This window comes from Dyadobacter sp. HNCC25DJ184, assembly GCF_056895215.1.
Window position 1 is genome coordinate 200,544 of sequence record NZ_JBXHAQ010000002.1, and the last position, 21,252, is coordinate 221,795.

A 21,252-nucleotide genomic window follows, 5' to 3' on the forward strand; every position below is an offset into this window, starting at 1 on the left:
AATCCCAATTATTTAATAACGCGAATGGTGTGAGCACCTTTGCCAACACTGATCTTCGCTTCCTGCATTTTAAGAGACGGAGAGTCGCCTTTCGTCACAGTCCAGAACTCCACGCCCCCATTGCCAAGTCCAAATTCCAGATACTCGAAAACGCTCACAGCAAGGTTAGCTCCATCCTTATCAAATGCAACACTCCGAGGGTATATTCCTGCGAACGGATAGTCCGCCACTTTCGTCAGGCTGCCATCCGTCCCAACTTTAAACAAAGTCAGGGATGAGCCCGTACCCGCTCCGGCGGTTGCCCACGGAGCATCACTTTTTGCAGCATTTACTGCTACTAACAAACTGCCATCGGGACTAATCGCGAAAGAGCCCGTGCTGACGCCTGTCGCCACTTTACTCGCCACCTTATGTTCAGCTGAGCCATCCATCGAGAAGTCGACCACATGGATTTCTCCCGCCTCGGACGCATTGCCCTGCTTGCCTTTTGAATCTAAAACGAAGTAATGCTTGCCGTCCGCCGAAAATTCTCCGAATGAAGGATCAGCCCCAACCTTAACAGGTTTGCCTACTAATTCGACATTTTTCACTTTACCTGCTTCACGAAGCACCTTATATAGCCCAACTTCATTTGAGTTATCCAATGTAAACGCAATGAAGTCTCCGGATGGATGCCAGGTTATATCAGAAATATTGCTGGTCGAATCTATCGCCGCAGGAAGGTTCAGGAAACGACCCGGCTTACCATCTGGCGCAGCTTCGATAAAAACCAGCTCCTTCCCGGCCTCTGACGTAGTTATAATCAACTCATTCTTATTAATATCAATGGCAAGTGGATTCTTACCAACCGGGAAACCAAACTTTGCTTTCGGAGCTGCAAAATTTATAATATCAACCACATAAAGCTTTTCTCCAGCAGGAAATTCCCCTACTGCGTCTGTATACTGAGTAACGCCATCTGCAGGTTTTAATTTATTTTCAAGCACAAAAGCCAATCCCCCATATTCCTGAACTGCTATCGTCTTGCCCCCTCCTATCACCGAATTCGAAATTAAAGCGCTTCCCAATCCCTTACTGCCCCGCTCCACTGGAAATTTAATTGATGACAATTGATCCTTTGCGGCGTTGTCAGTCAATAGCTTTCCATCTACCAACGCCGATGCTGCAAGATCTCCGTCAGATATGACGATAAGCCCTTTGGCATTGAAGTTGACGGTAGTCTGGGCAAGTACCGGTACTGCGCCCATTGCTATCAAACCGGCAAGTATTCCGACTTTTCTCATAAAAGTGAAGTTTAGTTATAGTTGAAAAAAAGATTTAAGTCCCTAAAGAAGTCCGGTCATCAGCCTAATTTACTCATGGAAACTAATCTTTACGAATTCGCAATATAAGACAAAACCTTTCCAAATGGGCAAAAAGGGCCTTTTATAAGGCAACAAGGGACTGCGTAACCAACAGACAAGGGGCTAAAAAAAAGAATAAAATCAATCTTTCAGTGCCAGGGACATAAAAAAAGACCTCTGACGATTACCGTCAGAGGCCTTCAATAAAGAGCTGTAAATATTACGCAGCAACCGCAAGGGAATTAACCAATTTCGCCAATTTCGACTTTTGGTTAGATGCCTTCTTCTTGTGGATAATATTTTTCTTTGCCAAACGATCCAACATTGAAGATACAGTTTTGTAAACTTCTATCGCAACAGTTTTGTCAGTTGTTTCACGCAATTTTCTGATATATGAACGCGTAGTTTTGTGCTGGTAACGGTTACGCAAACGTTTAGTTTCGTTAGCGCGAATTCTTTTTAAAGCTGATTTATGGTTTGCCATTGTATATTGATATTATTGATCTCTTCGTCAAACTGTGTGCAAAAGTAAAAATATCTTTGTTAAACACCAAATTCGGCACAAAATATCTTTCAATATTTTATTTGATCAGATGATTTACTTCGGTGGAAAGGTACTCATCCAACATAGATAATAGATCTGACGCAGGGACATTACTGTGCAATTCGCCCTCTATGGCCAGCGATATTTTTCCGGTCTGTTCCGAAATAACAATCACGGCTGCATCAGTAGCCTCACTCATACCCATTGCCGCTCTGTGCCTGAAGCCCAATGAAGAAGGTACATCCACCCCATCAGCCACGGGCAAAACGCATCTCGCCGCTTTTAAACGTCCATTGATAATTATCACCGCCCCGTCATGCAATTCACTATATTGATTAAACAGAGACACCAAGAGTGGTTTGGACAATTTCGCATCTATCAACTCCCCGGTTTCGACAAATTTCGATAGATCATCTTTTTTATTAAGAACTATGAGCGCTCCGGTAAAACTCGACGCGATTGCCTTGCTGGCCTCGACGATCTCTTTCAGATTTTTCGAATGTGCGTCCGTAATCGTGCTTCCAAGTATTTTTTTGAGGAAACCGTTATTTGTATAAATCGTGGATTTACCAATGATCAACAAAAATCTGCGAATCTCTTGTTGAAAAATGACGATCAGAGCCACTGCTCCTACGCCCATAAAATATTGCAGGATCGCTGTCAAAAGTCCCAATCCAAGCCCTCTGACGACCAGGTAAAAGACATAAACGAACATATATCCCAGAAATACCCGACTCGCTATACTACCCCTAACCAGCGTATATATCTGATATAGAAGTATGGAAACCAGAAAAACATCCAGAACATCCGCCCAATTGACATTCAAAAAACCAACCTGCATAAAAACCAATAATATTTTGCGTCTAAATTACCATTTTTTAGTATACCCCACTAGTTGCAAGCCACAGTTTTACTGCCTCGGTAGCTTCTTTTACATCATGCACCCTCAGTATATCTGCGCCCCGGTCTAATGCCAGCGTATTCAAAACCGTCGTCCCGTTTAGGGCGTCACTGGCATTGCTACCTAAGGTGTTGTATATCATACCTTTCCTCGAAACTCCTACAAGCAATGGGCAATCGAGAGATTCAAAGTCAGCCAGATGCTTCAGCATCAAAAAATTTTGTTCCCTGGTTTTTGCAAAACCGAATCCCGGGTCAATTATTATATCCGAGACTCCTCCCTCACGCAAGTACTTCATTTTCGGCAAGAGCTCCTTAATAATATCAAGACTCAGATTACGGTATTCGGTCAACGTATTCATGGTTTCCGGTGTCCCCCGCATATGCATCAAAACATATGGAACCTTCATCCGAATAACGGTGTCAAGCATATCGATGTCCAAAGTCCCCCCTCCTACATCATTGATAATTGATGCGCCTGCTTTAACAGCCGCCTCGGCCACTTTCGCCCGAAAGGTATCAACAGAAACGATCAAATCAGGAATTTGTTTGGTTAACGGTTCAATAACTGATAAAATCCGTTCTAATTCCTCTTCAACGCTTACATCCTTGGCGCCTGGCCGGGTCGAATAACCCCCGATATCAATAAAGCTGGCGCCTTCATCTTTCATCACTCCAGCCCTGTCCAAACCTTCCTGAACCGAGCTCATTCTACTTTCAGGGTGAAATGAATCCGGAGTCATATTGAGGATCCCCATCACTTTTGGAATCGACAGATCAATCAGCCGGCTCCCAACTTTGATCGATTTTTTACTAACTTGCGCCATATAATTCATTACCAAAAAACACTACGCGTGAAATCCACAGAAGCGGAATATCAGGAAATCATTCAGTATTGCCAAGATCTTTTCACAAAAAAAAATAAAGACTACGGAACGTCCTGGCGCATTTTGCGGCTTCCCTCTATTACTGATCAGATCTTTATTAAAGCCCAGCGCATTCGTACAATTCAGGAAAAGGGCCTCCAAAAAGTAGATGACGATATTCCTGCCGAGTTTATCGGAATCATTAATTATTGCGTGATGGCGTTGATACAGATTTCATTAAACAACGCGAAACAAAATCTGGATAACACAGAACTGACTTCTGCCTACAATCAGCAGGTTCTGGAGGTTCAGGAACTGCTTTTCAATAAAAACCATGATTACGGCGAGGCCTGGCGTGAAATGCGTGTAAGCTCCATGACCGACATTATTCTAATGAAATTATTGCGCATCAAGCAAATTGAAGATAATCAGGGATTTACAATTGTTTCCGAAGGCGTAAAATCAGGTTATCAGGATATTATCAATTATGCTGTATTCTGTTTGATTAAATCTAATGGGTTGCAATCGAATTAGCTTTTAGCTTCGGTCCGTCGCACGGTTAGCTTTCAGCTATTTTAAGTAATTAGAAACTCATGTCTAATGTTCCTTATTTACTTATTATTTCAACACATTATTGAGGTTTCGAACCATTGAGATGTTAAGAATGGTTAATGAACAGTTAAAAATAATCCTGATTGGCTTATTTAGATGTTGTCGACCTGCCGACCCCGCATTTGGAGCTACGATTACCCAGCTCCCGATAGCACACAGTAATATTAAAGTCGTTTTAAATACCCGAATATGAAAATTCTTGCCCAGATATCTCGTCTGATCGTCGGACTTTTGTTTATTTTTTCCGGTCTGATCAAACTGAACGATCCTGTTGGTACACAGTATAAGCTAGAGGAGTATTTCGAAGTATTTGCCGTCGACTTGCCGGCGATGCATGATTTTTTCATGTCGCTGGTGCCCTTCGCGCTCTACTTTTCTGTGTTCCTTTGTACGGCAGAGGTGGTGTTGGGAATTGCGTTATTAGTGGGTTATAAACCGAGGACCACCTCCTGGCTTCTACTTTCTATCATCGTTTTTTTCACGTTCCTAACCTTTTATTCCGCATACTTTAATAAGGTAACAGATTGCGGATGCTTCGGCGCGGCGATCAAGCTTACGCCCTGGACTTCGTTTGGAAAGGATATATTTTTGCTGATCCTGATATTGATTATAGTCTATTATCGAAAGAAATTTAAGCCATACCCGACAGGAATATTGGTGATCCTTTCAACTGTAGCTTCATTGGGTATAGCATTTTATTCACTGCGTCATTTACCCATAGTAGATTTATTGTCATACCGCGTGGGGGCAAGCGTTCCGGCACAAATGAAACCCTCGGAGCCATTGAGGTACAAGTATATATTTGAAAAGGATGGAAAAACCAGCGAATTTGAAAAGTACCCGTCCGACACCACATTGACATTCAAGGAAATGCAGATTGTCAATCAGGATGCGATGCCCAAAATAACCGACTATAAGGTTTGGAACGACGAAGGAGACTATACCGAGGAATCGCTGAAAGGAACGAAGCTATATCTGATTCTTAAAAATTTCACAGACATTAATACTGCAGCTCTTCCGGATATCAGCAAGCTTGTCAATAAGTTGAAAGGCACCAACGTTCAGCCGATTATTCTTACGTCCGGAAGCAGTGACGAAATTAAGAGCTTTTTGAATGAGCACCAGATCGCACTTCCGTTTTACTACGTGGACGCGACGGTTCTTAAAACAATATCTCGCTCAAATCCAGGGCTTTGGCTATTAAAAGATGGTACCGTTCTTGGTAAATGGCATTACAACGATACACCTTCGGCCGAGGCCGTATTGGAACTAACTAAAAAGTAATAGTTCAGTACCCGGTTACTACCAGCATGAAAAACATAATTTTAGTGGGGATGATGTCTTCCGGTAAGACAACTCTGGGCCGTAAGCTGGCCCAGGCTTTGAACTATGATTTTATAGATCTTGATAAGCTGATCGAGCAGGATCAGCACAAAGATATTCCTTCCATTTTTTCCGAATTTGGGGAAAAACACTTCCGCGAAACGGAAAGCAGAGTATTAAAAAGCCTCGAACACCACCGTCCATTCGTGCTGGCTTCTGGTGGCGGAACTCCTTGCTTTTTTGATAATATGGAGTTTATAAAAAAACTGGGGATTAGTATATACCTTAATGTACCGGCTGAATTTTTAGCTAAAAGGATAGAAAACCATGGCAAAGACGACCGCCCGATTTTATCAGGGGCTCATTCATTGGTAGAAACTCTTACCGAAAAAATTGAAGAAAGAACGCCTTTTTACAGCCAGGCAGACTTCACCCTAGCAGGTGAATTGAACGTAACCCACTTGCTGGAGACATTAAAACCGTTGCTTTGAGACGGTGGGCAGCTTTCGGCAATCAGCTTTCGTTATTCCGACTGCCAATCACCGAAAGCCGAATGCCATGAATTATCTCCCAAAGAACACACCAACGGTAAGCATCAAGTTGATGGAGTTATTTGTAATCGCCACGGACGAGTAATCTTGAGGATTATTCAGATAATAAGGAGTATATGCGGATTTAAAGGTGGTATAAGTGCCCGCAATATCCGCGAAATATTTACTATTTCTGATTCCCAGTCCCGCCGAAAAAAGTAGTTTATCACGATTCAACCCGTCATCAAACTTATAGGCATTGGCCAGGTAACCAAAACCTAAGCGCCCCCGAAACAGCCCAACGCGATACTCCCCACCTACCCGAGCATTAACGACTCCTTTATAGGTATCGCCGATTTCGTTGTTGGTATTCACCTTAAACTCATTGTTACCATTGCTGTCCAAATACGAAGTCCTTGCTCTCATTCCGCCGTACCCAACATACTCAATCGTTGCTGTCAGAAAACCGTTGGTTTTGGCAAAAAAAGTAGCACCCAGCGATGTTCGGAACGGACTATTATAGGAATATGTAAACTCGTTTGTCGCAATTCCGATACTTGTATATGGAGGTTTGATCAAATTACCCTGTCCGTCTGAAACCAGACCGTCTACATACGATGCATTAACATCCTGATCAAATGATTCCTTTACAGCGGTGAAAGTGGGCGTGGACATCGTCAAGCCAAACTGAAATGCAGGATTCACCTTGTAAATCATGCCCAGTGTTGCATTAAACCCGTTCCCAGACACTTTAAGGTGCTCTACCTGATCTATGTATATCAGTTCAGGGCTGTTGACATAATTATCCTGGAGAACGCGGGTATATTCGTAACGAAGCCGAGTGAACCCGATGCTACCTCCGAGATAGAACTTATCATTATAGTTCCCACCGTATGAGATATTCCAGGCGGTGTTTGCACCCGTTGCGCTATATGTTCCGAATTGATCAACAACACTTTGCGCATCCAAAGCTTGCCAAGTCGGCGAAGTTGCGCTACCAGCAGGATTGATCAGATACATTTGATAATACGCTGCAGGTATTGAGTAAGCGACCGGAATGCTACTATCGAAGCCGCCTTCCATTTCGCTCACCGTTGTCTTGTCCGTATTTGCATCTTCAACCACTTTATCCAGATACGCGCTTTTGTTGTTTCTACCTCCAAATGAGTATTGATCCTGAAACGACTGTTGGCGAGAAAAGGATATGCCAAGCGAAGTCCGTCTCCATTTCCTTTGAAAACTCGGCTGGCTGGTAAAGACGACGGATGCTTGAGGAATATTGAAATTTGTTTTAGAATCGCTCATCGTGCCATCAATATAACTGGTCTTCGTGTTAAAAGCAGTCACAGCCGGACTAATGGAAAATTCTGATTTATTATAAAATCCAAGACCCGCTGGATTTGTAAATATCGCACTTGCGTCTCCCCCTAATGATGCATGATTCCCACCCAATCCTTGAAAACGGGCTGTTCCGGTTTGATTAATTTCTGAATATCGGAATATATCTCCGGCATACTGGGCATTTGCTGTGAAGGATAAAAGAGAAAAGATGCTGAGAAAATACCAGACATTACTTTTGATCATGACTAAGATAAAATTTAAATTAAACTTCATTTTTACTAAACGAAAACCCTGCAGAATTATGACGGTCCACAGGGTTTTCACTTAATATTTATTATCCGGCATTGCGGGAATTATCTTGGCCCGCGAGATGATCCTCCCGCGTTACCGCCTCCACCACCGCCCGATGATGGCGCACTATAACTTCTTGAAGGTGCACTATAGGTAGGCTGGCTCGGCTGACTGTAAGTTCTCTGAGGCGCACTGTAAGATTCACGAGCAGGAGAACTATAAGATCTTGATTCAGTTGATGGCTGATACGAAGACCTCGATCTACTATTATATGAATCAGAACTATATGATCTCGAAGACGGTGTTGAAGATCCGGCTGTTCCGGAAGAATATCCCGAATTGGCACTTCTCGGTCTGCTGTAATATGTATTAGCATCAGCTCCTGATGCAGCCGATCTGCTATTATAATTCGAAGCGTCCGATCTGCCGTTACTATAATAAGTACTAGACGATCTTGTTGTTCCTTCTCCTCTTGATCTAGAGCTATATCCGTCACCACTCACCGCAGTTCCTCTTCTGCTTCCACGATCAGATCCGGTGTTGTTAACTGTAGATCCATTAGAACGCGAAGAGTTTACGAAACTGGAATTATATCTTCCATTGCTGGCACGCGAACTTGATCCAGCCACTCTTGGTCCGTATGTTCTGGAATAACCTTGTCTTTCGCCGGTATTAACAATATAAACCGGACTGCTGTATGCCCACGGATTGTATCCATATCCGTACATGCTATTGTAATATCCCATTCCGTACATACTTCCCAAGCCGTACATTCCATACATGCTTCCATATCCATATGGCGAATAACCCCAGAAAGGATCATACATGCTCATCATGCTATATGGCGAGTATCCCATGCCGTATCCAAACGGTGAATAGCCCATTCCATATCCCATACTCATGTATGGACTGAAACCGTACCCTCCGAATCTCATGCCAATGCCAAGACTAGCAGCTCCCGGCCAAAAACTAGACATACCGCTATAAAAGGGACTTGAAAAACGAGAAGCCTGGCTATATCCGTCAACAAAACCCGCGTTATACCCAGCGTCATCGCTTACTGCCCGATTAATATTTCTTGACGAAATGTAGTTTTCGTCGTAATAATCGCCTGTTCCTGCATATTTCTCATCCGTAGTGCCTTGATAGTCAGGATTATTGTACCTGTCAAGCTCAGAAGGAACCGACTTTCTCACAGGCACTGACGCAACCCCGGAAGCACCGCCGTATAGGTCATCATAATCTGCACCTGAGCGAGAAGCTTGTTGATTGGGGCTACATCCCCAGGCTCCAAGAAGAGCAGATATGGCCAAATATTTGATTTTATATCGTGACAACATCATCTTTGTTTTATAGTTATTTGAGGCTAATAATCTAATGGCTAATATACAAAAAAATCACTCCATTATACACATGGTAACATGTATAATATAACATTAATTCCAAAGTTAACATAAAAACCTATCTTTGCACCTCTTTTAAAAAGGGGCCAAATTGGAACAGAATAAGGCGTTTTAACAATAACCAGGTATAAAGACAATGAGTAAAGCCTTACCAAAGCGTAGTGAAAACTATTCGGAATGGTACAACGAATTAGTAAAAAGAGCTGATTTGGCCGAAAATTCGGCCGTGAGAGGTTGCATGGTGATCAAACCATATGGATATTCGATATGGGAGAAAATGCAACGTGCTTTGGATGACATGTTTAAAGAAACGGGACATACAAATGCATATTTCCCGTTGTTTATACCCAAGTCATACCTAAGTAAGGAAGCTTCACATGTGGAAGGTTTTGCCAAGGAATGCGCTGTTGTTACCCACTATAGACTCAAAAACGACCCCAATGGGAAAGGGGTTATCGTCGACCCGGATGCGAAACTCGAGGAAGAGTTGATCGTTCGACCTACTTCGGAAACCGTAATATGGAGTACATATAAAAACTGGATACAATCGTATCGCGACCTGCCTTTGCTGATTAACCAGTGGGCAAATGTAGTTCGCTGGGAAATGCGCACCCGTTTGTTTCTGAGAACAACGGAGTTCCTATGGCAGGAGGGGCACACAGCCCATTCGACTGCGGCCGAAGCGGTGGCAGAGACAAAGCAAATGCTGGAAGTATATGCAACTTTCGCAGAAGAATGGATGGCCTTACCGGTTGTGAAAGGAATAAAAAGTGCAAACGAACGTTTCGCGGGCGCGGAGGAAACCTTTTGTATTGAGGCATTGATGCAAGACGGAAAGGCTTTGCAGGCTGGAACATCTCACTTTTTGGGACAGAACTTCGCTGAGGCGTTTGATGTAAAATTCCAGAACAAAGAAGGAAAACTGGAACATGTATGGGGCACTTCATGGGGAGTAAGTACTCGTTTGATGGGTGCGCTTATCATGGCTCACTCTGACGATGCAGGGTTGGTACTACCTCCAAAACTGGCTCCTATTCAGGTTGTTATAGTTCCTATATATAGAAGCGATGAGCAACTGGAGCAGATTTCAGCAAAGGTAGCTGAGATTACAAAACAACTGAAAAAGCTTGGCATTTCTTTCAAATATGATTCATCAGATGCCAACAAGCCTGGCTTCAAGTTTGCTGAATATGAACTGAAGGGCGTACCTGTTCGTTTGGCTTTGGGTGGTCGCGATCTTGAAAATAATACGGTAGAGGTAGCAAGAAGGGACACTAAATCAAAGGAAACTGTTTCACTGGACGGAATCGCTGAATTTATACAGGGGTTACTTGAAGATATTCAGCAGTCTATATATGACAAAGCATTTGCGTTCCGTGAGGAAAACACTCTAAAGGTGGATTCATTCGAAGAATTTGTGAGAGTACTGGATGATAAGGGCGGATTTATCATGGCGCATTGGGATGGTACTCCTGAAACTGAAGAAAAGATCAAGGAAGAAACCAAGGCTACCATTCGGTGTATTCCTTTGAACCAGGAAAAAGAAGAAGGGGTTTGTATTTACTCAGGTAAACCTTCGACTGGTCGAGTTGTTTTCGCGAGAGCTTATTGAGCTTTGAGCGGTTAGGGATTAGCTATTAACTTCGCGCTTATTCCAGAGTTTTCGACGAGTATCTGATTACGTATTTAACAATTTACTTTACCAATACCGGTAGTTTCGCCACGGGCTACCGGTTATATCAAACAGGGTGGTCCATAAAAAAGCAGCATATGAAACAGGCAAAATCAGGCGATAACGTACTCGTTCATTACAAAGGAACTCTTACTGATGGTCAATTATTTGACTCGTCAGAAGGTAGAGAGCCACTAAGTTTCCAATTGGGAAGCGGGATGGTAATTAAAGGATTTGATGACGGTGTAACCGGCATGCAGATTGGAGACAAGAAAACCGTGCAAATCCCTAATGCAGAAGCATATGGCCCGGCAAATGAAGAGATGATCGTTAAATTCCCAAGAACTGAGATTCCAGCCGATATACCTCTTCAGGTGGGCGGTACGCTGAACATGCATCAGGACGGCAATGGTCAGGTCATTCAAGTTGTTATTAAAGAAGTTACGGATGAATACGTGCTATTGGATGCAAACCACCCGTTAGCGGGACAAGATCTTATATTCGAACTAGAGCTTGTTGATATTAAATAAGTCCAGATACGTTTTGATAGAAACTCCACAAACCTTGCAATATGCAACTTGTGGAGTTTTCTTTTTTCTAAAACTTTATTCTGCCCATTTTAAACTAAAAGCCTCTGGCTTGGTTCGTGGAATCTTCATTAGAATCTGCTTATTGTACAGATCATTCAGGAATCTTGACGCTCTTTTTTCGGACATGTTAATGACTTTTGAAAAGTCTTTCGCCGTCACTGAATCGGTTTCCTTTAAATAATTGATGAGCGTTTTTACATGTCTTGATCCTAGAACCTTTTGCATATCAGCATCTCGTGCACCAGACATCAACAATCTTGGGATTGGAATACTCTTATCCTTGACCCGAATGTATATCACCCGTTCATGTTTCTCATTGATGGCATAGATAGGCTTATCTGCACTTTCTTCAATCCTGACTTTTATTATTCGTTTACCATCAATCAGTTCAGAAGAAAAGCTTAGAATCAGCTCCGTTTCAATCAGGCTTGTGATGGCTTTCTCCAATTTCTGCAATTCCCGAAGTTCCGAAACGACTCCCAAAATCTCTCCTTTGTCTCCTATCCCGACTAGTAATACTCCTCCGGAAGTGTTCGCAAAAGAGGTTATTGTTTTGGCAATTTTATATACACTGTCAATCTTGCTTTTGAACTCTATTCCCAGTCCCTCCCCGGTCTTAATTAATTGAATAGTACTTTCTTGCATTTATTAGGGGTTAGGGTTAGGGCAAAATGCTCATTATTATATTCATACTTCTTATTGCTATGTTTCTTTAAGCAAATAAGTTTTACAAGCGCCACGATGGGTATCTACCTTTAAAGATGCGTAACTCAACCATGCGTCATATCACGCCAATAGATCAACTCAACGCATACTTCTTTCCCGGTAGCGACTTCACCATTCCCTGAAATTCCAGGTTCAGTAATAGTGAGGCGAGTTTGTTCAGATGCAGACCTGAATTCCATGAAAGGTCGTCTATTTGCATTGCGCCGTTTTGACGTAACAAAGATAGTACTTGTCCTTCGTCTACAGAAAATCCCTCGAAAATCAGTCCGTTGATGGGGTGATCATCCAGCACTGAGTTTCTTGAATTTTCCTTGCCGTTCAAATCCCAACCAATGGCCTCGGTCATTTCTGCGATGGAGGTAAAAATGGACGCCTTGTTATCTCTTATCAGGTGATTACACCCTTCGGACTGCGGCTGATTCAAACCTCCTGGAACCGCAAATACCTCCCGATGATAGTTCTGAGCGAACTCGACGGTGATCAAACTTCCACCCTTTCTGGCAGATTCCACCACGATCGTCACATCGCTCAGACCGGCTATAATTCGGTTCCGGGCCGGAAATCTCATAAAATCGGGCTTTGTATCGAGTGCGTTTTCAGACACTATTCCGCCCAATTCCTGCATTTCAACCGAAGTCTTTTTGTGAGACGAAGGATATATGATGTTCAATCCGCTTGCCATTACGCCAATGGTAGCAAGATTATTTTTCAAACAGGCCCTGTGTGCGGTAATATCTACACCATATGCCAGTCCGCTGACGATCAACGGATTAAAAGGAATGAGATCCTTGACAATTGTTTCAGTAATTTGTTTTCCATATTCGCTAACCTGCCGTGTCCCCACAATGCCAACAGTTCGGTTAGCATTGAAGTCGAATTTTCCCTTACTGTACAGAACAATCGGTGCATCGTATAGCGATTTAAGTCGATACGGATAGGTCGAATCCGTATAAAAGTGAAGTTGCGCTCCGGCTTTTTCGCAGTCTCTTAATTCTTTCTCAGCAAAAGCGAGGCTCTTTTTCTCCAAAATTACCCGGGCAACCTTCTCTCCGATCGCCGGAATTTTGACAAGATTGCGAAATCCGGTAGTAAATACTGTGGCGGCGCTTCCACAATAACTGATAAGTTGACGAACGGATACTGCCCCTACTCCTGGCGTGTGCATCAACGCCAATGTGCTTATTTTTTCCTCCTCTGATAAATTAGACATGAATAACGCCCGATTTTTAGTTTTTGATGAAGCCGTCAGGTCATCTCACCGCCCCACATTTCAATTTTTTGGCACGGGAATTGACATATACGTTTGAAATCAAAAATAGCAATAATTTTCAATCACATATGGAAAATTTAGAAGTAGAACCTCCGGTTACAGCGCGAGTTTATGAAGGAATGGGTGCGGTGTGTAATGATGATGGTGTTTTTTTTCGAGTTTGGGCTCCTCATGCGGATCAGGTTGCCGTTTTAGGCGATTTCAACGAATGGGGCAAGACTGAAAATTTACTGCAGCATGAAGGCAACGGCATCTGGTCAGGATTGGTAGAAAATGCAAAAGAGGGCGATGAATACAAATTCGAGTTACAGACACCTTCCGGTAAATTAGTTAAAAATGATCCATATGCTTTAAAACTTACTAATTCAATAGGTAATAGTATTGTTTACAACCATAAGACATTTGATTGGGGCGACGATGCGTTTAACATTCCCTCATGGCAAGAGTTAGTCATTTTCGAACTACATATAGGAACGTTCAACGCTGTAGAGGATGATAAACCCGGCACCTTTTATACAGCAATTGAACGCTTGCCTTTTTTGAAAGAAATGGGAATTAACGCTGTGGAGGTTATGCCGGTTTGTGAGTTTCCGGGGTCGCGTTCATGGGGATATAATCCATCCGCACCGTTTGCAATCGAGTCAGATTATGGCGGGCCTGATGGGCTTAAAGCTTTTATAAAGGCTGCTCATCAGCACGGGATTGCGGTTATAGTAGACGTCGTCTACAATCATTTTGGCCCGTCAGATATGGATATATGGCAGTTTGACGGCTGGAACGAGAATGATGGAGGCGGTATATATTTTTATAACGATTGGAAAGCCGAAACTCCCTGGGGCAACACCCGGCCGGATTATGGCCGCAATGAGGTCAGAAATTATATTCACGATAACGCCATGATGTGGCTGAGAGATTATCGTGCAGATGGTTTGCGTATGGACATGGTTCCGTACATAAGAAATGTGAAAGCGGATGGAAATCCGGGAAATGATCTTGAAGAAGGTATATCTTTAGTCAGATGGATCAATACCGATATTCGCGAGCAATTTCCGAACAAGATCACCATCGCGGAGGATATGCACTCCCTCGAATTTATAACTAACAGAGCAGAAAATGGCGGCTTGGAATATGGCTCTCAATGGGACGCGAAATTCGTCCACACCGTGCGTGATGCCATTATTACTCCAAACGATGAGTATCGTTCAATAAGTGAAGTAGTTGGCGCTATCACCCATCGTTATAATCTGGATGCTTTTCAACGGATCGTATATACTGAGTCGCATGATGAAGTTGCTAACGGACAAGCACGTGTGGCAGAGGAAATTGCTGAGAATGACGTTAATAATTGGTACTCTAAAAAACGAGCTGCACTCGGTGTTGGTTTAGTCTTGACCTCACCAGGAATCCCTATGTTTTTTCAAGGACAATTTTCATTGGAAGACAAATGGTTTTCAGATACATATCCATTGGACTGGAGCCGGTTGGAACATTTTAGTAAGTACGTAAAACTTCATCAGGAAATCATCCATTTGAGGAGAAACTGGTATGGCGTCACAGCTGGGCTGCAAGGTCAAAACGTTGATATCATTCGTGGCGATGAAGACAAAAAAGTGATAGTAACGCACAGATATCAGGAAGGCGGACCGAAGGATAGCGTTGTTGTGGTCTTCAATTTGTCCAGTCAGACTTATGAAGATTTCAAAATTGGATTTCCAAGAACTGGAATGTGGTATTTGAGATTTAATAGTGATGACGAGAAGTATGATGATGAATTTTCGCATATTGGTACTCACGACATTGAGGCATATGAGGGTGAATACGATAATCTCCCGGCTTTCGCATCACTGACCTTGCCACCATACAGCTTTCTGATATTTTCACAGGAAGAATAAAATTCTAAGCAAACGAAATAGCCCCTTCACATCAAGATGGGGCTATTTCTTTTAGCTAATAATTCTAAAAATCCGGGTCCACCGAAATTTATTCCAAAAATCGGTGGGATCCGGGTCAATTGACATCCATACAAAAATGGCTTTCCCTACGATATGATCCATGGGGACGAACCCCCAATATCTTGAATCGGCGGAGTCATGGCGATTATCGCCCATCATGAAGAAATAGTCTTGTTTAAAAGTATATCCCGAAATCTTCTTGCCGTTGATAACAACGGCTCCATCACTGATTTCTACGTTTTCGTTATTTTCATGATAGATAATAATATCTCCGTATAGAGCAATATTAACAGGAGTCAGACTAATAGTAGCTCCCTTTTTCGGAATAAGAACTGGCCCATAATTATCTTTGTTCCAGTTGATCAAATCAGATTGAGGAAACAGAAATGGCTCCTTGATTCCTTTCGGCAAAATCACTTCCGAAACCCTTTTCACGAAGTCAAGTTTCGTTAAGATTTCAATTTTCTCTCTGGTCGTTTTAACGATATATCCGAATTCGTCATTAGTGCCTAGCGTGTCGTTAAACGTTTCGGTATATTGAGAAAACGCTGTAATTCCGTTCTTTCTGAACACATTCAATTCATTAACTGGCGTTGCGGTTGAAACAAAATATTCACTTTGCATACCTCTGGGACTTTCAAAAGCCGTACCGTTAGTATATATCTGCCCATTTTTGATCTCAAGCAAATCGCCAGGAATTCCCACACACCTTTTAATATAGTTACTCCGAAGATCAAGGGGGTGCGGTTTTAAATTGGGCAAAACCGATCCGTATTTTTGATATAGCCCCTCCTGCTCTACCGGTAAATTGAAGACGATCACATCTCCCCTCTTAACCTGACTAAAACCAGGCAGGCGAAACTGGGGCAGCTTAATCCAATCCAGATATGAAGGAATTTCTGTACCCCACAGCGTTTGATGGCTCAATGGAACCTGCAAAGGTGTGACGGGGGTAGTAGTTCCATAATGGAGACGACTGGTAAAAAGATATTCCCCAACGAGCAAAGTATTTTCCATCGATGGCGTGGGAATCACAAATGCGCTGAAAAACAACCAGCGAATTATTGTGGCAGCTACAACTGCAAACAACACGGAATCAAACCATTCGCGAAATCTAGATTTAGGTGATTTTGCGGGCGGTGCAGGGCTTGCGACTGAGGGCTTATACGTATGAACCTGAGACATAGGGGTAGATGGATTTTCTGACGTATTCATAAAATCAAATATAGTACTAAAATGCATATTATACAATCTTACATATAAAACCACCCACAAAAAATAGCCGCGATAACCGCGGCTAGTCGTAAGATCTATGTTTCTAGAATCAGTTGATAACTCTGAAGAGCCTGCTCCATCTGATTTTGTTGAAAAAGCTGGTTGGATTTGGATCGATTGACATCCATACAAAAACCGCTTTTCCTACAATATGATCCATCGGTACAAAACCCCAATATCTTGAGTCAGCAGAATTGTGGCGGTTATCCCCCATCATGAAATAGTAATCCTGCTTAAAAGTGTAGCTTGTGATTGGCTTGCCAGCAATTTTAATGGCCGCTTCTTCCAAAACCACGTCATCATTGCTTTCATAATTTTTGATCACCGGGCCATACATCGCAATATTTTCAGGCGTCAAATTAACCGTTACTCCCTTTTTTGGAACGGTCACCGGTCCGTAGTTATCACGGTTCCATTTGAAAAGTGGCGAATTTGGATACAACTGCGGCTCACTGAAATCCTTGTTTGCCTTCACCAAGGTTACACCTTTTACAAAATCGAAAGCCTTTAATTTGGCAGCAATATCAACTGTTGTCCAAACAAGATACCCCATTTGGTCATTGGAAGGTATGGTATCGTTCAGACCTTCTGAGTAAGATGTGAACTCGGATATATCATTTTCCTTAAATACTTTTTGCTCATTAACCGAGGTAGTAGTAGCTACAAAATATTCATTTTCCATCCTTGGAGGGTTGACCATAGCCTGACCGTTGGTATAAACCTGCAAATCCCTCACCTCCAGCTTGTCGCCGGGGAGCCCTATGCATCTCTTGATATAGTTCGTCTTCAAATCGACAGGATGCTGAAGTTCGGGCGGGTAATTGAACACAACAACATCACCTCTTTTCACTTCACTAAATCCTGGCAAACGATACTGAGGAAGTTGAATAGCATCGGTATACGAAGGGATATTTGTTCCCCAAATCGTTTGATGCGTTAAGGGCACCTGCAGTGGTGTTTTAGGTGTGCGGGTACCGTAATGAAGTTTACTTACGAACAAAAAATCGCCGACGAGCAGGCTATTTTCCATGGATGGCGTTGGAATAGTGAACGCCTCAAAAAACAACCATCGAATGATGGTAGCTGCAACAACAGCGAAAAGAACAGAATCAAACCATTCTCTCGTCGTAGACTTTTTACTTTTTGAACTTGACATACTGGATAAACTCTTTCAATATTAAATTAAATGGGCAAATGCATAAATTTCAAAACACCATGTCGATTGCAGCAAACGAAACAAGCCGGCAATCAACAAATCACAAAAAACTAATAAGCTAACCGCTAAAAGCTAATACCTTCCTCACGCAAGATCGCCAAGAAGGTCATCCATACCAAAAACGCCAACCTTACCTGGTAGCCATTCTCCGGCAATAACAGCTCCCAATGCAAAACCCTGACGGCTGTGTGCGATATGTGATATCTCAATCGTATCTACGTCGGAATCATAACGCACGATATGCGTACCAGGCACTTCACCTTCACGTACAGCCGTTATAGGCAGATATCCTTCTTTTTCTTCCGGCTCAAGCGTCCAGCCCTGAACATTACCTAAACCATCCATAACGCCCTCTGCAAGGGTAATAGCTGTTCCGCTTGGCGCGTCCAGTTTATGAATATGATGTACCTCTGTCATGGCTGTTTTGTAAGGTTGTCCCTTCATCAAACGGGCAAGCTGCTTATTCAACCTGAAAAAAATGTTGACGCCGATGCTATAATTCGATGCGTAAAAAAAGGATCCCCGCTTCTGACCACAAAGATCTTCTACTTCAATACGATGATCCAGCCAGCCTGTGGTGCCACACACGATTGGCCATCCTTTTTTCAGGCAATAAGTGATATTATCAAAAGCAGATTCTGGAGAACTGAATTCGATCGCGACGTCAACGTCGCCGAGTTCCAAGAGATCCATATCTCCCCGATTCTGGAGATCTATTTTCCCAACGATGGTATGTCCTCTTTCAATGGCAATTTTCTCAATGGTTTTACCCATTTTACCATATCCGAGCAATAAGATATTCATTTACAAGTATTTATATTAAAGTGTATTATCTAACGCTTAAAATTAAAGACCAGCCGTACTCCCGGAGTCGGCTGGGTCATCATTGGTTGATTAAATTTGGGTTCGATATTTAAACTCAAATCATCCGTCAAATCAAAGGTTTTCAAATGGGCAGCGACGTTTGCTTCAATGATTGTCAAGCCATAAATCGCTACTGCTACGATGATTGAAAGGTTTTTATTCCTTCGCCAATAGTCTTTCTGCCTTTTAATTTGATCAATATTTCCTTGCTTCCATTCACCAGGAGCTCCACCTTTAGAGTCTGGCGAATTTGGCGCCTTCTTAAGCGTCCAAAAATTTCTTATGAACACGTAACGTGATGTGTCACCAGGAATTAACTGGCCAACTGTTTCTACTGCATTTGTGCCAGGATCATCACCCCAATAATAAAAAGTCTTGTATGACTTTAGAAAATCGTGATACTTGGCATTATTCAACAAATAGGCATAAACTCCTCCACCAATTCCCAAATATATGATCGGCAATTTCCAATAATCTCTGTTATAGGCCTGTCCTCCACCCGGAATCAGCGCCAATTTGGTCGCAATCGAAGGATTGGGAATAAATTTCTTCCTCTTCTTTGATGCCAGAACGGAGTCAGGTATCGTGATAGCCGCAGAGTCTTTAACGACCACCTCTCCGGGCTTCATTTTCAATGAATCAATACTAATCGTCTGGGCTTGCGCTGAGAAAACCGCAAGCAAACCGCAGAGCATAAAAAACCAATTTTTCAAGTCTTAATCTTAAATTTTAGAGTTTCAAGAATCTTTTGAAGCTCGTCTTCAGACGTAAAAGGGATTTTGATTTCCCCTTTGTGGTCCGGATTACTCTTGACCGAAACCTTAGATCCGAAGAACGAAGACAATTGAAACTGTAACGACTTTATTTCCTGACTAATTGTAGGCTTGCTCTGAGGCTGCAAGGCGCCTGAACCGGACATTCCAAGCTTTCTGACCTCATCTTCCACTTTTCTGACCGACCAGCCCTCTTCAATTATTTTGTTAAAAATCCTTAATTGACTCGAATCGCTGTTGATCGTGATGATGGCACGGGCATGGCCCATACTAATCTTATTATCTCTCAATGCCGCCTGGATTACCGGGGGCAATTTCAAAAGGCGTATATAGTTGTTAACCGTAGTTCTGTTTTTACCAACCCTTATACCCAGCTCTTCCTGTTTCAGATTACATTCCAGGATCAACCGTTGATAGCTGAGTGCAATTTCAATCGAGTTCAGGTTTTCACGCTGGATATTCTCGATCAGGGCCATTTCCAGCATCTGCTGGTCGTTTGCGCTCCTCACATATGCAGGAATCCGCGCCATTCCCAATGAGCGTGATGCCTGAAGACGTCTTTCACCCGATATCAGTTGGAACTGATCATTGTTCAGTTGCCTAACTGTGATAGGTTGGATAATCCCCTGAACACGAATCGAATCCGCCAGTTCCATGAGGGCTTCCTGGTCGAATTTGGTCCGAGGCTGATAAGGATTGGCTTCAATTCGATCAAGCTCTATTTCGGTCATCGTGCCTACCCCATCAAAAGTGGCCGAACGGGTAGCTGCCCGCGGCGCATTCACTTTTTCAGAATCCTGCAATAAGGCACCCAGGCCTCTTCCGAGCCCGGTTAATCGCTTGTTCTTGTTGACGTTATCCATCGATCGTTCTTCCATTTCCAAAATTGTGGTGTCAGTTTACTCCCATTTGTCTGTCGGCAGACAAAAGTCCATTTTTTTCAAGGATCTCCCTTGCGAGGTTGAGATAACTTACTGCTCCCTTACTTTCCGCATCCTGAGCCATTACCGGAATCCCGTAGCTTGGAGCTTCACTAATTCTCACATTTCGAGGTATAATCGTGTTAAAAACGAGTGACTGGAAGTGGCTGGTTACTTCGGACACCACCTGGTTTGACAACCGCAGGCGAAGGTCATACATGGTGAGCAATATCCCCTCGATGATGAGATCGGTATTGAGGCGAGATTGGATGATGGTAATGGTATTCAATAATTTGCCGAGACCTTCCAATGCAAAATATTCGCACTGGACCGGAATAATAACTGAATCGGCTGCTGTGAGGCTATTAATTGTGATTAAACCCAATGACGGGGAACAATCAATAATTATAAAATCATAAAATTCCTTAATGTCAACCAAAGCCCGTTTCATACGATGCTCACGGTCTTTGAGATTGATCATTTCTATCTCCGCCCCTACCAGATCTATATGAGAAGGCACCAAATGTAAATTGGGGAATTCGGTTTCCAGAATGATCTCCGCAGCTGCCACTTCTTCAATCATGCACTCATAAATGCTGTTTTGCATTTCCTGAGGATTGAAACCTAGTCCTGATGTAGAATTCGCCTGTGGATCGGCGTCAATAATAAGCGTACGAAATTCCAGTGCAGCCAAACTCGCTGCAAGGTTAATAGCAGTCGTTGTTTTACCAACTCCTCCTTTCTGATTTGCAATTGCAATTACTTTGCCCATGTATTGTTTGAGTTACCAATGCCAAATTTCAGTTATTCAATCCAATTCACCAAAAAATGTTCCACGCAG

Annotated in this window: 20 protein-coding genes; 6 read left to right on the plus strand and 14 right to left on the minus strand. The window is 42.8% G+C overall.

The window, feature by feature from the left end:
- Nucleotides 1-8: 8 nt before the first annotated feature.
- The 4 genes from AC1XUD_RS03760 to folP all read right to left on the minus strand — a co-directional run bounded on the left by AC1XUD_RS03760 (nucleotide 9) and on the right by folP (nucleotide 3,614).
- The gene (locus AC1XUD_RS03760) at nucleotides 9-1,283 is read right to left on the minus strand and encodes a beta-propeller fold lactonase family protein (protein WP_483359621.1); all 1,275 of its coding nucleotides are present in this window, start codon (nucleotides 1,281-1,283) and stop codon (nucleotides 9-11) included.
- 280 nt (nucleotides 1,284-1,563) lie between these two features.
- The gene (rpsT, locus tag AC1XUD_RS03765) at nucleotides 1,564-1,827 is read right to left on the minus strand and encodes a 30S ribosomal protein S20 (RefSeq protein WP_483359622.1); all 264 of its coding nucleotides are present in this window, start codon (nucleotides 1,825-1,827) and stop codon (nucleotides 1,564-1,566) included.
- Nucleotides 1,828-1,924: 97 nt separating this feature from the next.
- Complete coding sequence (gene cdaA, locus AC1XUD_RS03770) at nucleotides 1,925-2,728, minus strand: diadenylate cyclase CdaA (RefSeq protein WP_483359623.1); 804 nt, start codon at nucleotides 2,726-2,728, stop codon at nucleotides 1,925-1,927.
- Nucleotides 2,729-2,765: 37 nt separating this feature from the next.
- A complete protein-coding gene (gene folP, locus AC1XUD_RS03775; RefSeq protein ID WP_483359624.1) occupies nucleotides 2,766-3,614 on the minus strand; it encodes a dihydropteroate synthase in 849 nt (282 codons plus the stop codon).
- A 27-nt stretch (nucleotides 3,615-3,641) separates the two neighbouring features.
- On the opposite strand from folP, the gene AC1XUD_RS03780 reads away from it, so the two are divergent.
- From AC1XUD_RS03780 to AC1XUD_RS03790, 3 genes are all read left to right on the plus strand, one after another.
- Nucleotides 3,642-4,187, plus strand: coding sequence for a DUF1599 domain-containing protein (locus tag AC1XUD_RS03780; RefSeq protein WP_483359625.1), 546 nt, complete (start codon nucleotides 3,642-3,644; stop codon nucleotides 4,185-4,187).
- Between the two features lie 267 nt (nucleotides 4,188-4,454).
- Nucleotides 4,455-5,549, plus strand: a complete 1,095-nt coding sequence (locus tag AC1XUD_RS03785) for a BT_3928 family protein (protein WP_483359626.1) — start codon at nucleotides 4,455-4,457, stop codon at nucleotides 5,547-5,549.
- 26 nt (nucleotides 5,550-5,575) lie between these two features.
- Complete coding sequence (locus AC1XUD_RS03790) at nucleotides 5,576-6,079, plus strand: shikimate kinase (protein ID WP_483359627.1); 504 nt, start codon at nucleotides 5,576-5,578, stop codon at nucleotides 6,077-6,079.
- Between the two features lie 72 nt (nucleotides 6,080-6,151).
- Here the strand turns inward: AC1XUD_RS03790 and AC1XUD_RS03795 are convergent, their stop codons facing one another.
- Both AC1XUD_RS03795 and AC1XUD_RS03800 read right to left on the minus strand, forming a co-directional pair.
- Nucleotides 6,152-7,702, minus strand: coding sequence for an OmpP1/FadL family transporter (locus AC1XUD_RS03795; protein ID WP_483359628.1), 1,551 nt, complete (start codon nucleotides 7,700-7,702; stop codon nucleotides 6,152-6,154).
- 110 nt (nucleotides 7,703-7,812) lie between these two features.
- Nucleotides 7,813-9,093 carry a hypothetical protein gene (locus AC1XUD_RS03800; protein WP_483359629.1) on the minus strand — a complete coding sequence of 427 codons (1,281 nt, stop codon included), beginning with the start codon at nucleotides 9,091-9,093 and terminating at the stop codon, nucleotides 7,813-7,815.
- Between the two features lie 196 nt (nucleotides 9,094-9,289).
- Here AC1XUD_RS03800 and proS point away from each other — a divergent pair, with 196 nt between their 5' ends.
- Together proS and AC1XUD_RS03810 are read left to right on the plus strand one after the other, a co-directional pair.
- The gene (gene proS / locus AC1XUD_RS03805; RefSeq protein WP_483359630.1) at nucleotides 9,290-10,765 is read left to right on the plus strand and encodes a proline--tRNA ligase; all 1,476 of its coding nucleotides are present in this window, start codon (nucleotides 9,290-9,292) and stop codon (nucleotides 10,763-10,765) included.
- Nucleotides 10,766-10,923: 158 nt separating this feature from the next.
- Nucleotides 10,924-11,355, plus strand: a complete 432-nt coding sequence (locus AC1XUD_RS03810; RefSeq protein WP_483359631.1) for an FKBP-type peptidyl-prolyl cis-trans isomerase — start codon at nucleotides 10,924-10,926, stop codon at nucleotides 11,353-11,355.
- Nucleotides 11,356-11,430: 75 nt separating this feature from the next.
- On the opposite strand, the gene AC1XUD_RS03815 is transcribed toward AC1XUD_RS03810, so the two are convergent.
- Complete coding sequence (locus AC1XUD_RS03815) at nucleotides 11,431-12,060, minus strand: AlbA family DNA-binding domain-containing protein (RefSeq protein WP_483359632.1); 630 nt, start codon at nucleotides 12,058-12,060, stop codon at nucleotides 11,431-11,433.
- Nucleotides 12,061-12,214: 154 nt separating this feature from the next.
- Nucleotides 12,215-13,351, minus strand: coding sequence for a DNA-processing protein DprA (dprA, locus tag AC1XUD_RS03820; protein ID WP_483359633.1), 1,137 nt, complete (start codon nucleotides 13,349-13,351; stop codon nucleotides 12,215-12,217).
- 128 nt (nucleotides 13,352-13,479) lie between these two features.
- Here dprA and AC1XUD_RS03825 point away from each other — a divergent pair, with 128 nt between their 5' ends.
- A complete protein-coding gene (locus AC1XUD_RS03825; RefSeq protein WP_483359634.1) occupies nucleotides 13,480-15,303 on the plus strand; it encodes an alpha-amylase family glycosyl hydrolase in 1,824 nt (607 codons plus the stop codon).
- A gap of 51 nt (nucleotides 15,304-15,354) precedes the next feature.
- Here AC1XUD_RS03825 and lepB (AC1XUD_RS03830) read toward each other — a convergent pair whose 3' ends face one another.
- The 6 genes from lepB (AC1XUD_RS03830) to AC1XUD_RS03855 form a co-directional block, all read right to left on the minus strand.
- Nucleotides 15,355-16,578 carry a signal peptidase I gene (gene lepB, locus AC1XUD_RS03830; RefSeq protein WP_483359635.1) on the minus strand — a complete coding sequence of 408 codons (1,224 nt, stop codon included), beginning with the start codon at nucleotides 16,576-16,578 and terminating at the stop codon, nucleotides 15,355-15,357.
- A gap of 109 nt (nucleotides 16,579-16,687) precedes the next feature.
- A complete protein-coding gene (lepB, locus tag AC1XUD_RS03835; RefSeq protein WP_483359636.1) occupies nucleotides 16,688-17,794 on the minus strand; it encodes a signal peptidase I in 1,107 nt (368 codons plus the stop codon).
- A gap of 144 nt (nucleotides 17,795-17,938) precedes the next feature.
- Nucleotides 17,939-18,658, minus strand: a complete 720-nt coding sequence (dapB, locus tag AC1XUD_RS03840; protein ID WP_483359637.1) for a 4-hydroxy-tetrahydrodipicolinate reductase — start codon at nucleotides 18,656-18,658, stop codon at nucleotides 17,939-17,941.
- 29 nt (nucleotides 18,659-18,687) lie between these two features.
- On the minus strand, nucleotides 18,688-19,431 hold the full coding sequence (locus AC1XUD_RS03845; protein ID WP_483359638.1) for a DUF5683 domain-containing protein: 744 nt from the start codon (nucleotides 19,429-19,431) through the stop codon (nucleotides 18,688-18,690).
- Nucleotides 19,428-20,354, minus strand: a complete 927-nt coding sequence (locus tag AC1XUD_RS03850; RefSeq protein ID WP_483359897.1) for a ParB/RepB/Spo0J family partition protein — start codon at nucleotides 20,352-20,354, stop codon at nucleotides 19,428-19,430. Before AC1XUD_RS03850 ends, AC1XUD_RS03845 begins: the two co-directional genes overlap by 4 nt.
- Before the next feature lie 31 nt (nucleotides 20,355-20,385).
- Nucleotides 20,386-21,183: a ParA family protein gene (locus AC1XUD_RS03855; RefSeq protein WP_483359639.1), complete on the minus strand. Its 798-nt coding sequence runs from the start codon at nucleotides 21,181-21,183 to the stop codon at nucleotides 20,386-20,388.
- Nucleotides 21,184-21,252 lie beyond the last annotated feature (69 nt).

What these genes read in the sequence shown, in the direction of transcription:
- AC1XUD_RS03760 (WP_483359621.1), bottom strand. Translation starts at nt 1,283, where the DNA reads ATGAGAAAAGTCGGAATACTTGCCGGTTTGATAGCAATGGGCGCAGTA.
- rpsT (WP_483359622.1), bottom strand. Translation starts at nt 1,827, where the DNA reads ATGGCAAACCATAAATCAGCTTTAAAAAGAATTCGCGCTAACGAAACT.
- cdaA (WP_483359623.1), bottom strand. Translation starts at nt 2,728, where the DNA reads ATGCAGGTTGGTTTTTTGAATGTCAATTGGGCGGATGTTCTGGATGTT.
- folP (WP_483359624.1), bottom strand. Translation starts at nt 3,614, where the DNA reads ATGGCGCAAGTTAGTAAAAAATCGATCAAAGTTGGGAGCCGGCTGATT.
- AC1XUD_RS03785 (WP_483359626.1), top strand. Translation starts at nt 4,455, where the DNA reads ATGAAAATTCTTGCCCAGATATCTCGTCTGATCGTCGGACTTTTGTTT.
- AC1XUD_RS03790 (WP_483359627.1), top strand. Translation starts at nt 5,576, where the DNA reads ATGAAAAACATAATTTTAGTGGGGATGATGTCTTCCGGTAAGACAACT.
- AC1XUD_RS03795 (WP_483359628.1), bottom strand. Translation starts at nt 7,702, where the DNA reads ATGATCAAAAGTAATGTCTGGTATTTTCTCAGCATCTTTTCTCTTTTA.
- AC1XUD_RS03800 (WP_483359629.1), bottom strand. Translation starts at nt 9,093, where the DNA reads ATGATGTTGTCACGATATAAAATCAAATATTTGGCCATATCTGCTCTT.
- proS (WP_483359630.1), top strand. Translation starts at nt 9,290, where the DNA reads ATGAGTAAAGCCTTACCAAAGCGTAGTGAAAACTATTCGGAATGGTAC.
- AC1XUD_RS03810 (WP_483359631.1), top strand. Translation starts at nt 10,924, where the DNA reads ATGAAACAGGCAAAATCAGGCGATAACGTACTCGTTCATTACAAAGGA.
- AC1XUD_RS03815 (WP_483359632.1), bottom strand. Translation starts at nt 12,060, where the DNA reads ATGCAAGAAAGTACTATTCAATTAATTAAGACCGGGGAGGGACTGGGA.
- dprA (WP_483359633.1), bottom strand. Translation starts at nt 13,351, where the DNA reads ATGTCTAATTTATCAGAGGAGGAAAAAATAAGCACATTGGCGTTGATG.
- AC1XUD_RS03825 (WP_483359634.1), top strand. Translation starts at nt 13,480, where the DNA reads ATGGAAAATTTAGAAGTAGAACCTCCGGTTACAGCGCGAGTTTATGAA.
- lepB (WP_483359635.1), bottom strand. Translation starts at nt 16,578, where the DNA reads ATGAATACGTCAGAAAATCCATCTACCCCTATGTCTCAGGTTCATACG.
- lepB (WP_483359636.1), bottom strand. Translation starts at nt 17,794, where the DNA reads ATGTCAAGTTCAAAAAGTAAAAAGTCTACGACGAGAGAATGGTTTGAT.
- dapB (WP_483359637.1), bottom strand. Translation starts at nt 18,658, where the DNA reads ATGAATATCTTATTGCTCGGATATGGTAAAATGGGTAAAACCATTGAG.
- AC1XUD_RS03850 (WP_483359897.1), bottom strand. Translation starts at nt 20,354, where the DNA reads ATGGATAACGTCAACAAGAACAAGCGATTAACCGGGCTCGGAAGAGGC.
- AC1XUD_RS03855 (WP_483359639.1), bottom strand. Translation starts at nt 21,183, where the DNA reads ATGGGCAAAGTAATTGCAATTGCAAATCAGAAAGGAGGAGTTGGTAAA.